Below are 12,794 nucleotides of genomic sequence, written 5' to 3' on the forward strand. Positions count from 1 at the left end.
GGCCCCGTCCCGTTCGCGGATCAGGAGATTCGCGCGACACGCCGTGCTTGGAGGGCCGACGCGCCACAAGGGTCTCGCGACTCCTGATCCGTGAACGGGGCGCGACCGCATCGCGACGCAGGCTCCCTCACGGCCCGCATCCCGCTGGCCGAGTAGTGCGCCCCTATCGAGACGAGGGGTTCTACGCGTAGACGTGCGGTGCGAGGATCCCGATGTCGCGGTAGTTGCGGTACTTCTCCGCGTAGTCGAGGCCGTACCCCACGACGAAGGCGTTGGGGATCTCGAAACCGACGTACCGCACGTCGACGGCGAGCTTGGCTGCCGCCGGCTTGCGCAGCAGCGCGCAGATCTCCACGGAGTCGGCGCCGCGCATCCCGAGGTTGGCGCGCAGCCACGAGAGGGTGAGCCCCGAGTCGATGATGTCCTCGACGATGAGCACCTTGCGGCCGTGCAGGTCGGTGTCGAGGTCCTTGAGGATACGTACGACCCCGGATGACTCGGTACCGGAGCCATACGACGAGACCGCCATCCAGTCCATCTCGATCGGCAGCGTGAGCTCCCGCGCGAGGTCGGCCATCACCATCACGGCGCCGCGAAGCACCCCCACGAGCAGCAGTCGCTCCCCCAGGTAGTCGGCCTCGATGCGACGGGCCAACTCGGCGATCTTGTCGCGGATCTCCTGCTCGGTGATGAGCACGCTCTCGAGGTCATCGGCGATGTCGCTGTATTCCATGACCCCATTCTTTCATCGGCTGGCCTAGGTGCGCGTCGAGCGGAAGTGCAGCAGCCCCCCGACCCTCTCGGCGCTGAGACCCGGGAGGTCGATGGTCGACTGCCCGTGCCAGTCGGTCACAAGCCGCGACACCTCGAGGGTCTGCGAACGGCTGAGACTCACCCCGAACTCGGCGAGGACTGTGGCCCGGATGATGCGCTGGCGCAGGGCCGGCGGGTCGTGCTCGAGCGCGCTGGCCGCGAGCGAGATGCCCGCTTCGGCGTGGTCGGCCAGCTCCTCGAGCTGGTCGGCGGCGAACTGGTCGAGCGCATCGGTGTCTTCGCGCGCGAGGTCGGCGGTGCGGGCGAGCGCCGCCGCGAAGCCCGGTCCGAGCTCACGTTCGAGCATCGGCAGCACGGTCTTCCGCACGCGCACCCGGGTGAATCTCTCGTCGTCATTCTGCGGGTCATTCCAGGGCTCGAGCCCGGAGTCGGCGCAGAACCGCTCGGTGGTCGCACGGGTGACTGCGAGCAGTGGGCGTCGATAAAGGCCGCTCACCGCCGCCATTCCGGTGATGCTCCCGGGCCCGCTTCCGCGTGCAAGCCCGAGCAGCACCGACTCAGCCTGGTCGTCGAGGGTGTGCCCGAGCAGCACCGCGGATGCCCCGGAATCCCGGGCGGCCTCCGCCAGCGCCGCATACCGGGCATCGCGGGCGGCCGCCTCCGGTCCCCCGGCCGTGCCGACGGCGACTCGCGTGACGATCACCGGGTCGAGCCCGAGGTCACGGGCCTGGCGGGCGGCCCGAGCCGCGACATCCGCCGACCCGTCCTGCAGTCCATGATCGACGATCACCGCCCCGGCGCGGATGCCCACCCGGGGTGCTTCGAACGCGGTGGCGGCTGCCAGCGCGAGCGAGTCCGGACCCCCGCTGAGCGCGACGAGCACCGACGCGATCCCCGGCGCAGCCCGTCCTGGCCCTGCATTCCCCGCCGTACCCGTGCGAAATGCAGGACTCCCAGTGACAGAAGTCGCCCCGGACGCCTCTTCTGCCCCAGGAGTCACACCGGATCCTGCATTTCGAGCGGCCGGAGCGGCCGGAACGGCAGGAGCGGCAGGAGCGGCCGGAGCGGCAGGAACGGCCGGAGCGGCAGGAGCGGCAGGAGCGGCGGCGGCAGGGTAGTAGCGAAGGGATGCAGACGCGGTTTCAATGCCGCCGAGGCACGCACGCGCCGCGGAGCGCACGTCGGCGATAGCGGGAGTCAGGCGGGGGCGTGTGGTCATCCGATAACGTTATTGCGTCATCCACCGAACTTTAGGAGCGCCCCTCATGGCCAGCTACGACGCGATCATCGAGATCCCCAAGGGGAGCAAGAACAAGTACGAGGTCGATCACGTCACCGGCCGCGTCTTCCTCGACCGGGTGCTCTTCACCGGCTTCGTCTACCCGACCGACTACGGCTTCTTCGAGAACACCCTCGGCCTCGACGGCGACCCGGTGGACGTGCTCGTGCTTCTCGATTACCCGCTCTTCCCGGGAGTCGGTCTGAAGGTGCGCCCGGTCGGCGTCTTCAACATGACGGATGACGGCGGCTCAGACGCCAAGGTGATCGCCGTGCAGGCGAAGGATCCGCGCTGGTCGCACATCCAGGATGTCGACGACATTCCGGAGTTCCAGCGCAAGGAGATCGAGCACTTCTTCGAGCACTACAAAGACCTCGAGCCCGGCAAGTGGGTCAAGACCGAGGGTTGGGGCAACGCCGCCGAAGCCGAGGCGATCGTGCAGGCCGGCATCGAGAAGCTGGCGGCCGAGCGCGACCACTAGAACATCGGATGGTCGAGCCGGTGATTGCGCCGGGCTCGGCCGGTGAAGTCGGTTAGAAGGAAACCCCGCGTGCGGCCATGAACGGCGCGGCATCGATCGCCACACCGCCGGGGCGCACCTCGAAGTGCAGGTGGCACCCGGTGGAATTGCCGGTGCTGCCGACCTTCGCGATCTGCTGGCCCACCTGCACCTGCTGCCCGGCCCGCACCAGGATGCCGCCGTTGACGATGTGGCCGTAGCCGGTGGAAACTCCGTCACCGTTGTTCATGAGGATGAAGTTGCCATACCCGCCGTTCGGGCCGGCGAAGGTGATCGTGCCGGCGTGGGCGGCGAAGATCGGGGAGTTGCACCCGGGCGCGAGGTCCGTTCCGGCGTGCAATGCTTCCTTGCCCGAGTAGGGGTTGACGCGCCAGCCGAACGGGCTGCTGACGCGGCCACCGGAGGGGCGCACCCATCCACTCGGGCTCGCGCTCGAACCGCCCCCGCCGCTGCCCCCGGACGACGGCGGATGCGCGGCGACCCAGTCGGCTGCGGCTTTGGCGGCGGCGGCCTCCTGCGCTGCTTTGAGCTTCTTGGCTTCCTCGGCCCGGTATTCGACGCCGTCCTGGTAGCTGGCCTCCGTCGTCGCGGTGTTGCTCACGAGCATCGCCCGCTGGGCTTCGAGCCGCTCCTTGTTGGCCTTCTGCGCACTGAGGGCGGAGGTGGCCTTCTCTGACGCGGCGTTTGCCTCATCGAGCGCGGTCTGGGCAACAGCGGCGAGTACCTTGAGGGCGTCCGCGGCCACATTGGCCTGGTCGGTGAGGGACTGCGCAGAATTCTGGTCCTGGGTGGCCTTGTCGTAGAGGCCGGCCGACTGGTCCTTGACCATGCTGGCGAGGCCGAGCTGCGAGAGCAGGCTCTTCGACTCGCCGCCGTTGAAGAACAGTCGGGCGGAGAGGTCACTTCCGCCGGTGCGGGCGAGACGGGCGGCGAGCTGGCCGGCCTGCTGCTTGGACTTCGCGGCCTTCGCCTTGGCGACATCCGCCTGCTTCTGCAGCTCACCCGCACGGAACGACGACTCGTCGAACTTCTGCTGGGCGGCCTGCCACTCCGCGCCCTTCTGTTCGGCGGCGGCCTGGGTGGCGTCGACCTGGGACTGGAGTCCGGTGAGGAGGGCGTCGAGCTGGGCGATCTGCGCTTCTTTGGCCTTGACGCTGTTGCGCGCGGCTTGCACATCGGCCCAGGTGGGGTAGTCGGCGGCGTAGGCGGACTGGCCGGCCTGGCCGAGGATGGTTGCGGCCACCACGACGGCGATCGCCGCGGCGACCGCGGTTACGCGAGAGGCCCGAATGCCGATAGTGGATCGTGGAGCGCGCGCCTCTGCGGCCGTGCCGGAAGTCGCCTGGGCGGCCGAGCGGCCGAGCAATGTGGATTTCATCAGTCCCCGAGTCGTGCCGCAGATCCCCCCACGGTCACAGGTGCAGTCACATGAGTAACACTGTTAACATCTGTCACAGTAGCAAGCGGCCGGAAGACGCGCCAGTCCCACGAACGGGTGGGGACGATCCGCCGCTCGAACCGGTGGATTCAGTTGGCGAGTTCCACGCCCATCGAACGCATGAACGGCACCGGATCCTGGGTTCCGCCGTTGTGGTGGATCTCGAAATGCAAGTGGCATCCCGTCGACATCCCGGTGCTCCCGACCCTGGCGATGTTCTGACCCACCTGCACGCTCTGCCCGATGTGCACGAGGATGCCACCGTTGACGATGTGCCCATAGGCGGTCTCGTAGCTGCTGTCGCCGTCGTTGCGGATGCGGATGTAGTTGCCATAGCCGCCGTAGGGTCCGGCGAGCACGACCGTGCCACTGTGCGCGGCGTAGATGGGGCTGCCGCAGCCGGCCGCAAGGTCGGTGCCCTCATGCAGGGCGTACTTGCCGTTGTAGGGGTCGATGCGATAGCCGTACGGACTGGAGATGTGCCCTCCGGCTGGGCGCGCCCATCCCGCCGAGGAGATCTGTCCCGCCCGCGGTGCCGCTGCGAGCTGCGCGGCGAGTGCCGCCGCAGCAGCCTGGCGGGCCACCTCGACGCCGGTCGCATAGTCGGCTTCGGTCTGGTTCGTGTTGGACACCAGGATGGCGAGCTGGGCGTTCAGCTCGATCTGGTGGGCCTGCTGTTCGCTGAGCGCCGCGGCCGCGGCCTGTGCGGCATCTGCCGCCGCCTGCGCCGCTTTCTCGGCTTCACTCGCGAGCGCTTTCAACGCCTCCTTGGCGACATCCGCCTGGTCGGTGAGAGCGCGCGCGACGTTCTGGTTCTGGATCGCCTTGTCGTAGATCCCCACCGACTGGTCTTTCACCATGCTGGCGAGCCCGAGCTGGGTGAGCAGGCTCTTGGCCTCGCTGCTGTTGAAGAACAGGGTGCTGCTCAGGTCGGTGCCGCCGGAGCGTGCGAGTTGGGCGGCGAGCTGGCCCGCCTGCTGCTTCGAGCGGTCCGCCCGGGCCTGGGCATCATCCGCCTGGCCCTTCAGTTTTTGCGCCTTCGCCGCGGCATCGTCATAGTTCTGCTGGGCCTGCTGGGCTGCCGCGCCCTTCTGCACCGCGTCGGCTTGAGTGGAATCCACCGCGGCCTGCAGGGTCGCCAGCAGCTGGGTGAGAGTGTCGACCTCGGCTTTCTTGGCCGCCTCGCTTCGCCGGGCGTTCTGCACGTCGGCATAGCTCGGATAGGTGGTCGCGTAGGCCGCTGAGGTCGAGCCGATGATCGACCCGCTCGCCAGCACGGAGAGCACAGCGAGCGCGGAGATCCAACGCCGCACGCCGGCCGACCTGTGTCGTATGCGTTGCACGGTGCCGCCGTTGATGAGCGCCATCAGTCCCCGATTCCGTGACCTCGACGAGCCTGAGTCACTCCAGTAACACTGTTAACATCAGTCACACTAACAACCCGGTTGCGGGATGACCAGCGTTTGCCGACGGCGCGGCGCGGGGTGCGCCCTCAGCGGGCGATCCCGTCGTCGGCAGCACCGTCGCCGCCACTGTGCTGCCCTCAGTGCACTCTGCGGCGAATCGTTCGACCGCACAGTCGACTTTCGGGCGCACAGTTGTTTCGCCGGGCGACTTTCGGGCGCAGAGTCGACTGGGCGGCGCAGGGTCACTCGGGTCAGTTCGCCAACTCGATGCCGTTGTTGCGCATGAACGGCACGGCATCGATGGCGTTGCCGTTCTGCCGCACCTCGTAGTGGAGGTGGCAGCCGGTCGAGTGACCGGTGCTGCCGACGGCCGCGATCGGCTGGCCGGGGCCGACGGGCTGGCCGACACTCACGTGGATGCCGCCGTTGACGATGTGCCCGTAGCCGGTGGAGATTCCGTTGCCGTTGTCGATGAGCACGAAGTTGCCATAGCCGCCGTTCGGCCCTGCGTAGACGACGGTGCCGCCGTGGGCCGCGAAGATCGGCGAGTTGCAGCTTGCACCGAGGTCTGTGCCGGCGTGGAACGCGTAAGAGTGCGTGTACGGGTTGATGCGGAATCCGAAGGGGCTTGAAATGTGGCCGCCCGCCGGACGCACCCAGCCGGTCGTCGAGATCTTGCCCGCGCCGAGGCCCGCGAGTTCTCCCCAGAGTGCTTTGATCCCGTCGACGTACTCGCTCTCGAGGTGATCGACGTTCGTCGTGAGGGTGGCGAGCTGCGCCTGGAGGCGAGCCGAGTTGTCGCTCTGCTCGGTGTAGGCGGCCGCGGCGGCTTCCGCAGAGGTCGTTGCTTCGGCCAGCGCCTTCTGCGCGGTGTCCGCGAGGATCTTGAGGGCCGCCTTTGCGACATCCGCCTGGTCGGTCAGCGACTGCGCGGTGTTCTGGTCCTGGATGGCTTTCTCGTAGATGCCGGCGGACTGGTCCTTGACCATGCTCTCGAGGCCGAGCTGGGCGAGGTAGGCCTTGGAGTCTCCCCCGCTGAAGAACAGGCGGGTGGAGAGGTCGTTTCCGGCGGACCGGGAGAGCCGGGCAGCGAGCTGGCCGGCCTGCTGCTTGGACTTCGCGGCCTTCGCCTGAGCGGCATCCGCCTGCTTCTGGAGCTCGGCGGCCTTGTAGGCGGCCTCATCGTACTTCTGCTGTGCGGCCTGGTACTCGTCACCCTTCTGGATGGCGACGGCCTGTGTCGCATCGACGGCGGCTTGAAGCCCGGCCAACAGTCCCTGCACGCGGGTGACTTCTGCCGCGGTCGCGTCCTTGCTCTGGCGGGCGGCCTGCACGTCGTCCCAGCTGGGGTAGTCGGCGGCGAACGCGGGCGAGCCGGCCTGACCGAGGATCGACCCTGCAGTGAGCACCGCGAGCATGGCGACCGTTGCGATCGCCCGCCTGCCGCGGAGCATCCGTGCTGGGTGGGCCGCGTCGCCCTGGCCGTTCGTGTGTGTCATTTTTCCCCGAAGTCTCGACAACACGTTGAACCTACCTCCGAGGGGTGACGGGTCCCCGTATTTTAGCGGAGTGGCGGCGGAGTGGGGAGGGGATGCGTCGGCCGATCTCGGCGGCATCCGGTGGTGGTTTGGAAAAGGGGCTGGGCTCCCCTATGCTTGTCCCTCGGCAGCTATGAAGGATTTTTCTTCACGGCCCCATCGTTTAGTGGCCTAGGACGGCGCCCTTTCACGGCGTTAACACGGGTTCGAATCCCGTTGGGGTCACGAAACACATAGCTAGGCCCTGTAGCGCAGTTGGTTAGCGCGCCGCCCTGTCACGGCGGAGGTCGCCGGTTCAAGTCCGGTCAGGGTCGCAAGGCACGGTCATCTCTCGCCAGACGGCCGTGCCTTATTACGTCTATCGTTAGACGCTAAGGCTCTGTAGCTCAGTTGGTAGAGCGTTCGACTGAAAATCGAGAGGTCACGGGATCGACGCCCGTCGGAGCCACTGTCCCATTTCGCGGCTTCTACGCGGGGTGGGACTTTTTTGCGCCGTCGAGCCCGCGGCGACAGCCCGCAAACTCTTACCTGATCCATACACAGCGGTCACCCGTCCGTAATACCCGCGTGCGTAAAATCGACCATGACCGAGAGAGCGCTGCCTCACTTCTCCGCGGGGAGCGGCGCGCCGCTGGTCGTGTTGCCGGGACTCTCGGGCCGCACGGGCACTCCGACCCGGCTCAAAGCGTGGATGCAGCGCAAGGAGATCGCCGACTTCATCGGTGACCGCACCGTCGTCAGCATCGATCGGCGGTACGACCTGGAACCAGGGACCTCGATCGCCGACCTCGCCGCGGAATATGCGCACACGGTCACCTCGCTGTTCGACGAACCGGTCGACATCCTCGGAATTTCCACGGGTGGCACCATCGCCCTCCAGCTCGCGGCCGACTATCCAGAGCTCGTGAGGAGACTGGTGCTGGTGTCATCCGCTCACCGGCTCAGCGACCGGGGCCGCGCGACGCAGCGCACCGTCGCCGAGCTGCTGCGCGCCGGACGCGATCGCCGGGCCGCCGCCGTCTACTTCGGCAATACCGGCGCCACACCGTTCGAGCACGCCCTCAGGTCGATCGCCGGGCTGATCGCGCCGCGCGCCATCATCGGACGGGGCGACCGCGACCTGCTCGTGACCCTGGATGCCGAGGACGATTTCGACCTCGACCACCGTCTCGAGACCATCGAGGTGCGCACGTTGATCACCGGCGGCGAGCTCGACCGGTTCTACTCGTCCGCCCTGTTCACGCACACTTCGGAGCGCATGCCGAACGCGCAGGTGAGCGTCCACGCGGGCGCCGGCCACCTGGGCACCCAGGGCAATCCACGCCTCGCCCGCGAGATCCTGACGTTCCTCGAAGCGGCGTAACGACGGCACTTCCTGCGGTTGCCGTTTCGGCACAACGATTTGCCGCTCCCCGGTCGTGGCCCCACAGTTGCACCATGCCGATGAGCGCCGCCGACTTTTGGGAGAATCGCTACCGGGAGAACGGCAGGTCCTGGAGCGGAAATGTGAATGCGGCGCTCGAGCGCGAGATCGCGGGCGTCGAGCCGGGCTCGGCCCTCGACCTGGGAAGCGGGGAAGGGGGAGACGCGCTCTGGCTCGCCCACAACGGATGGTCGGTGACCGCGGTCGACATCTCCGCGACCGCCCTGGCGTTCGGCGCCGCAGCCGAGCAGCCCGGAGACGACATCACCTGGATAGCCGCTGACCTCGCCGAGTGGCATCCGCCGACCCGCTACGACCTGGTCACCTCGTGTTTCCTGCACTCCAAGGTCCACCTGCCGCGGGAGCGGATACTCCGGCGGGCGGCGGCCGCCGTCGCATCCGGAGGGATCTTCCTCGTCGTGGGGCACTCGGGCGCGCCGCACTGGGACCATCCGGATGGCGCTGCCCACGAGCATCCGCTGCTGGAGCTCCCGACGCCGGACGACGTGTTCGCTACCCTGTTCTCTGACGAGTCGGCTGACGGGCGGCTGGACTCGGACGACTGGACAGTGCTCACGAACGCGATCGTCGAACGGATCACGACGGGGCCGGACGGCATCTCGCGGGCAATCTCCGACAGCGTCCTGACCCTCCGGCGCAACCGCTAGTCAGCCGGCAGGCCGCAGCAGCGGCCCGGCCGCTCCCGCCCGCACCGCCCCCGACACGGCGTCGAGCAGCGGGGACGCCAGGTTCCACCGCTGCCAGTACAGCGGCACGTCCACCGGACGCGCGGGAGCCAGTTCCACCAGCACGCCCGCGGAGATCGGTGCGAGGCACTGCTGCTCGGGCAGCAGTCCCCAACCGAACTCGAGCATGATCGACCGGGCGAAGTCGGCGGATGTCGGCACGTAGTGAGCCGCCGGGCTCCCGCTGCCGCTCCCGCTGAACTCCCGCAGAAACCGCTCCTGCAGCCCATCGTTGCGATCGAAGGTGACGACCGGTGCATCCGCGAGCCGGGTCAGAACGGTTTCCCCCGGCATCCATCGATCGCGGAAAGCCGGGGTGGCGACCGCCCGGTAGCGCATGATGCCGAGCGGCTCGATCACGCAGCCCTGCACGGCCTCCCGCGTGGAGGTGACCGCGGCGATGACGGTCCCCGCGCGGAGGAGGGCGGTCGTGCGCTCCTGGTCTTCGCGGTGCAGGTCGAAGACAACGCCGAGCCGCTCGCCCAGCCCGGCGAGCGAATCGAGGAACCAGGTGGCGAGACTGTCCGCGTTCACTGCGAGCGACACCCGGAAGGGGCGGCCCGGCTCGGAGTCGACCCGGAGCGTGCGCAACGTGTCTGCCTCGAGCAGGTCGACCTGCCGCGCATACCGCAGCAGCACATTCCCGGCCTCGGTGAGTGCAACCGGGGAGGTGCGCTGCACGAGCACTCGGCCGGATGCCTGCTCCATCGCCTTCACGCGCTGCGACACGGCCGACGGGGTCACGTGGAGCCGAGCCGCCGCCGACTCGAACGATCCGGCGTCGATGACGGCCAGGAGCGTGTCCAGCTGGTCGAGTGAGAATCGATGCATTAGCCCAGCTTATGCAGCCTGAAAAACAGTAGCTGGATTTCAGATCAGGCGCGTCCTACGGTGGGTTCCATGACCCCCTCCACGACCCTGCTGCCGGCCATGCTCGGCCTCGTGACCGGTCTCTCCCTGATCATCGCGATCGGCGCCCAGAATGCGTTCGTGCTGCGCCTCGGCATCGAAGGACGCACCCGGATCATCGCCCCGGTGGTCGCCATCTGCGCGCTCTCGGATGCCGTGCTCATCCTCGCCGGGGTGCTCGGCCTTGGTGCGCTCATCACTGCCGCGCCGATCGCGCTCGTCGTCATCCGTGTGCTCGGCGCGGGGTTCCTCCTCGTCTACGGGGCACTCGCCGCGCGCCGGGCGATCCGTCCTGGGGCTCTCATAACCGAGTCGCCGTCGGGGAGCACCAGCCTGAGAGTCTCGGTCACGACGATTCTCGCCCTGACCTGGCTCAACCCGCACGTGTATCTCGACACCGTGCTCTTCCTCGGATCGGTGGCCTCGCAACAGGGCCCGTCCGAACGCTGGTGGTGGGTCGGAGGGGCCGTAGGCGCGAGCATCCTCTGGTTCGGTGGCCTCGGATTCGGCGCGCGTCTGCTTCGTCCGGTCTTCGCGCGGCCGGTGGCCTGGCGGGTGCTCGACGCGCTCATCGCCGTCGTGATGATCGGCCTCGGCATCCGTCTCGCCCTCGGACACTGAGCAGCGCTAGCCGAAGTCGGTGAACGCGATCTCCTTGATGACCGGTTCGCCCACCGTGCCGCCGACGGTGCAGATGCCCTGCGCCCCCGGCACCGCGTTGGTGGTCGATCCGCCCGGAGGCTGGAAGTTCACCTTCACGATGAACCCTCCGGATGCCCCGGCTGACACCATCGTGGCATCGTAGGGCGCCATCTCCGTGCCGGCGTTATCGAGCGCGTAGTTGCCCTGAACCGCAGACGAACATGCCAACCAGGCATCGAGGGCGGTGAGGGAGTCGGACGCAGAGCGGGACTCCGGCATGGGCGTCGTCGTCACGGTGACCGTGGGCGCGGGGGTCGGCGCCACTGGTTCAGGCGCGCAGCCGGAGAGGGCGAGCGCTCCGATGCCCAGAAGCACGGCGCAGCCGAGAAGGGCGGATGTCTTCATTGGCGCTCCCTGATAGCGGCGGATGCCGACAGCCTAGGGCGTGGCACGGCGGCCGCGACAGGGGGTTCCGCTCGCGCCTGTCGGTGCGGCACACCACAATGGAAGGCATGTGCGGACGTTTCGCGATGGACAAGAGCACGGACGACCTGATCGAGGAGTTCGTGGCCGTCGGCGGCGATTTCCGAGACTGGCGGCCGGGTTGGAACATCCGTCCCACCGACCCGGTCGCGGTCGTGATCGAGTCGATGAAGGACTCCCCCGAACCGACTCGCCGACTGGAACTGGCGCGCTGGTCGCTGACTCCGGGATGGTCGAAGACCCTCAAGATGAAGGTGCCTACCTTCAACGCCCGAAGCGAAGGCATCACCGAGAAGGCATCGTTCAAGGCGGCGATCCGTTCGAAGCGCGCGCTGATTCCCGCCTCCGGCTATTACGAATGGCAGACCGACCCGGTCACGAAGGAGAAGACACCCTTCTATCTGCGGGCGCCTGCCGGCGAGTCGATGGCGTTCGCCGGCATCTACTCCTGGTGGAAGGACCACTCCCTCACCGACGACGATCCGGGGGTCTGGACCCTCACCACCACGATCCTCACCGCGGACTCCGTGCACACCCTGGATCACATCCACGACCGCAACCCGGTGCCGCTTCCGCGCGACTTCTGGGATGTGTGGCTCGATCCGCGTGTCGAGGGAACCCAGGACCTCGTGGATGCCGCGGTCTCCGCCGCGATCCCGGTCGCGGAGTCGCTCGAGATCGTCGAGCTCGCGGCGGTCACCGATGACGAACCGGTTGCCCGGTCCTGACGGTCACAACCGGGCGGTGTTCGGCGCGAAGGTGTCGCAGGCCTCAGCGCCCGAGGTGCGACCGGTGGTGAACCAGCGCTGGCGCTGCTCGCTCGACCCATGGGTCCAGGATTCCGGGTTGACCTTGCCGGAGTCCGCCTGGATGCGGTCGTCACCCACTGCGGAGGCCGCGCTCAGGGCATCCGCTATCTCGGCTGCCGTCGGCGGCTTGAGGAACGGCACGCCATTCTCGTCGGGGACCGTCGAGGCGGCGCCGACCCAGGCGCCGGCATAGCAGTCCGCCTGGAGTTCGGTACGGATGCTCGTGGAGCCGGGACCCGTATCGCTGTGCGGCCGGTCGAGCACCCCGTCGAGCTTCTGGATGTGGTGGCCCCACTCGTGAGCGACGACATAGAGCTGCGCGAGAGGTCCGCCGCTCGAACCGAAGCGGTCACGCAAGTCGGCGAAGAAGGCGGTGTCGATGTAGAGGGTCTCGTCGGCGGGGCAATAGAACGGGCCGGTCGCGCTCGAGGCACCGCCGCATCCGGTGTTCGCCGATCCGCTGAACAATGCGATGGGTTGGGGAGACGAGTAGGTGCCGCCGAGCGCTGGATACTCTTTCGACCAGTAGCCCTCGAGCGAGGCCGCGGCGGCCTTCATGCGGCAGTCGATGTCGGCATTCGCCTGGGCGCCCGTCGTGCACTGGTCGAGGCTGTCGGCGCTCGATCCTCCCGAGGGCGATCCGCCACCGCCGGCCAACCCGGTCACATCGACGCCCGTGACCTGCGAGACGATGAAGAGCACGATGACGATCACGAGGCCGCCACCGCCGCCACCCACGATCAGTCCGGTGCGGCCCCGCCGCGATGCCTTGCCGGCGGAGATGTCGGCGTTGTCGTTGAACGTCATGCTCGAACGCTACCGGCGGC

General features: G+C 68.1%; 13 protein-coding genes and 3 tRNA genes. 8 read left to right on the forward strand and 8 right to left on the reverse strand.

Features of this window, described 5'->3' with window-relative positions; genetic code table 11:
• Positions 1-181: 181 nt before the first annotated feature.
• Together hpt and tilS are read right to left on the reverse strand one after the other, a co-directional pair.
• The gene (hpt, locus tag ACVXZ4_RS16795; RefSeq protein ID WP_461795928.1) at positions 182-733 is read right to left on the reverse strand and encodes a hypoxanthine phosphoribosyltransferase; all 552 of its coding nucleotides are present in this window, start codon (positions 731-733) and stop codon (positions 182-184) included.
• 24 nt (positions 734-757) lie between these two features.
• Positions 758-1,666: a tRNA lysidine(34) synthetase TilS gene (gene tilS / locus ACVXZ4_RS16800; protein ID WP_461798015.1), complete on the reverse strand. Its 909-nt coding sequence runs from the start codon at positions 1,664-1,666 to the stop codon at positions 758-760.
• A 373-nt stretch (positions 1,667-2,039) separates the two neighbouring features.
• Between tilS and ACVXZ4_RS16805 the strand changes: the two genes are divergently transcribed.
• On the forward strand, positions 2,040-2,534 hold the full coding sequence (locus tag ACVXZ4_RS16805) for an inorganic diphosphatase (RefSeq protein WP_461795929.1): 495 nt from the start codon (positions 2,040-2,042) through the stop codon (positions 2,532-2,534).
• A 52-nt stretch (positions 2,535-2,586) separates the two neighbouring features.
• Here the strand turns inward: ACVXZ4_RS16805 and ACVXZ4_RS16810 are convergent, their stop codons facing one another.
• The 3 genes from ACVXZ4_RS16810 to ACVXZ4_RS16820 all read right to left on the reverse strand — a co-directional run bounded on the left by ACVXZ4_RS16810 (position 2,587) and on the right by ACVXZ4_RS16820 (position 6,916).
• Positions 2,587-3,951: a peptidoglycan DD-metalloendopeptidase family protein gene (locus tag ACVXZ4_RS16810; RefSeq protein ID WP_461795930.1), complete on the reverse strand. Its 1,365-nt coding sequence runs from the start codon at positions 3,949-3,951 to the stop codon at positions 2,587-2,589.
• A gap of 149 nt (positions 3,952-4,100) precedes the next feature.
• Positions 4,101-5,378: a peptidoglycan DD-metalloendopeptidase family protein gene (locus ACVXZ4_RS16815; RefSeq protein WP_461795931.1), complete on the reverse strand. Its 1,278-nt coding sequence runs from the start codon at positions 5,376-5,378 to the stop codon at positions 4,101-4,103.
• 290 nt (positions 5,379-5,668) lie between these two features.
• Positions 5,669-6,916 carry a M23 family metallopeptidase gene (locus tag ACVXZ4_RS16820; protein WP_461795932.1) on the reverse strand — a complete coding sequence of 416 codons (1,248 nt, stop codon included), beginning with the start codon at positions 6,914-6,916 and terminating at the stop codon, positions 5,669-5,671.
• Positions 6,917-7,107: 191 nt separating this feature from the next.
• Here ACVXZ4_RS16820 and ACVXZ4_RS16825 point away from each other — a divergent pair.
• The 5 genes from ACVXZ4_RS16825 to ACVXZ4_RS16845 all read left to right on the forward strand — a co-directional run bounded on the left by ACVXZ4_RS16825 (position 7,108) and on the right by ACVXZ4_RS16845 (position 9,046).
• Positions 7,108-7,180, forward strand: a tRNA-Glu gene (locus ACVXZ4_RS16825).
• Positions 7,181-7,195: 15 nt separating this feature from the next.
• Positions 7,196-7,269, forward strand: a tRNA-Asp gene (locus tag ACVXZ4_RS16830).
• Between the two features lie 61 nt (positions 7,270-7,330).
• Positions 7,331-7,403 (forward strand) — tRNA-Phe (locus tag ACVXZ4_RS16835).
• 135 nt (positions 7,404-7,538) lie between these two features.
• Positions 7,539-8,318: an alpha/beta fold hydrolase gene (locus ACVXZ4_RS16840; RefSeq protein WP_461795933.1), complete on the forward strand. Its 780-nt coding sequence runs from the start codon at positions 7,539-7,541 to the stop codon at positions 8,316-8,318.
• Positions 8,319-8,392: 74 nt separating this feature from the next.
• Positions 8,393-9,046 (forward strand): class I SAM-dependent methyltransferase, encoded by a 654-nt coding sequence (locus ACVXZ4_RS16845; protein WP_461795934.1) that lies wholly within the window; start codon positions 8,393-8,395, stop codon positions 9,044-9,046.
• Here ACVXZ4_RS16845 and ACVXZ4_RS16850 read toward each other — a convergent pair whose 3' ends face one another.
• Complete coding sequence (locus ACVXZ4_RS16850) at positions 9,047-9,955, reverse strand: LysR family transcriptional regulator ArgP (RefSeq protein WP_461795935.1); 909 nt, start codon at positions 9,953-9,955, stop codon at positions 9,047-9,049.
• Positions 9,956-10,024: 69 nt separating this feature from the next.
• Between ACVXZ4_RS16850 and ACVXZ4_RS16855 the strand changes: the two genes are divergently transcribed.
• Positions 10,025-10,654 (forward strand): LysE/ArgO family amino acid transporter, encoded by a 630-nt coding sequence (locus ACVXZ4_RS16855; protein WP_461795936.1) that lies wholly within the window; start codon positions 10,025-10,027, stop codon positions 10,652-10,654.
• Between the two features lie 6 nt (positions 10,655-10,660).
• Here ACVXZ4_RS16855 and ACVXZ4_RS16860 read toward each other — a convergent pair whose 3' ends face one another.
• Positions 10,661-11,080, reverse strand: a complete 420-nt coding sequence (locus ACVXZ4_RS16860) for a hypothetical protein (protein WP_461795937.1) — start codon at positions 11,078-11,080, stop codon at positions 10,661-10,663.
• Between the two features lie 125 nt (positions 11,081-11,205).
• On the opposite strand from ACVXZ4_RS16860, the gene ACVXZ4_RS16865 reads away from it, so the two are divergent.
• On the forward strand, positions 11,206-11,886 hold the full coding sequence (locus ACVXZ4_RS16865; protein WP_461795938.1) for an SOS response-associated peptidase: 681 nt from the start codon (positions 11,206-11,208) through the stop codon (positions 11,884-11,886).
• Between the two features lie 3 nt (positions 11,887-11,889).
• Here the strand turns inward: ACVXZ4_RS16865 and ypfJ are convergent, their stop codons facing one another.
• Positions 11,890-12,774: a KPN_02809 family neutral zinc metallopeptidase gene (ypfJ, locus tag ACVXZ4_RS16870; RefSeq protein ID WP_461795939.1), complete on the reverse strand. Its 885-nt coding sequence runs from the start codon at positions 12,772-12,774 to the stop codon at positions 11,890-11,892.
• Between the last annotated feature and the right edge of the window lie 20 nt (positions 12,775-12,794).

Source organism: Lacisediminihabitans sp. FW035, assembly GCF_054880895.1.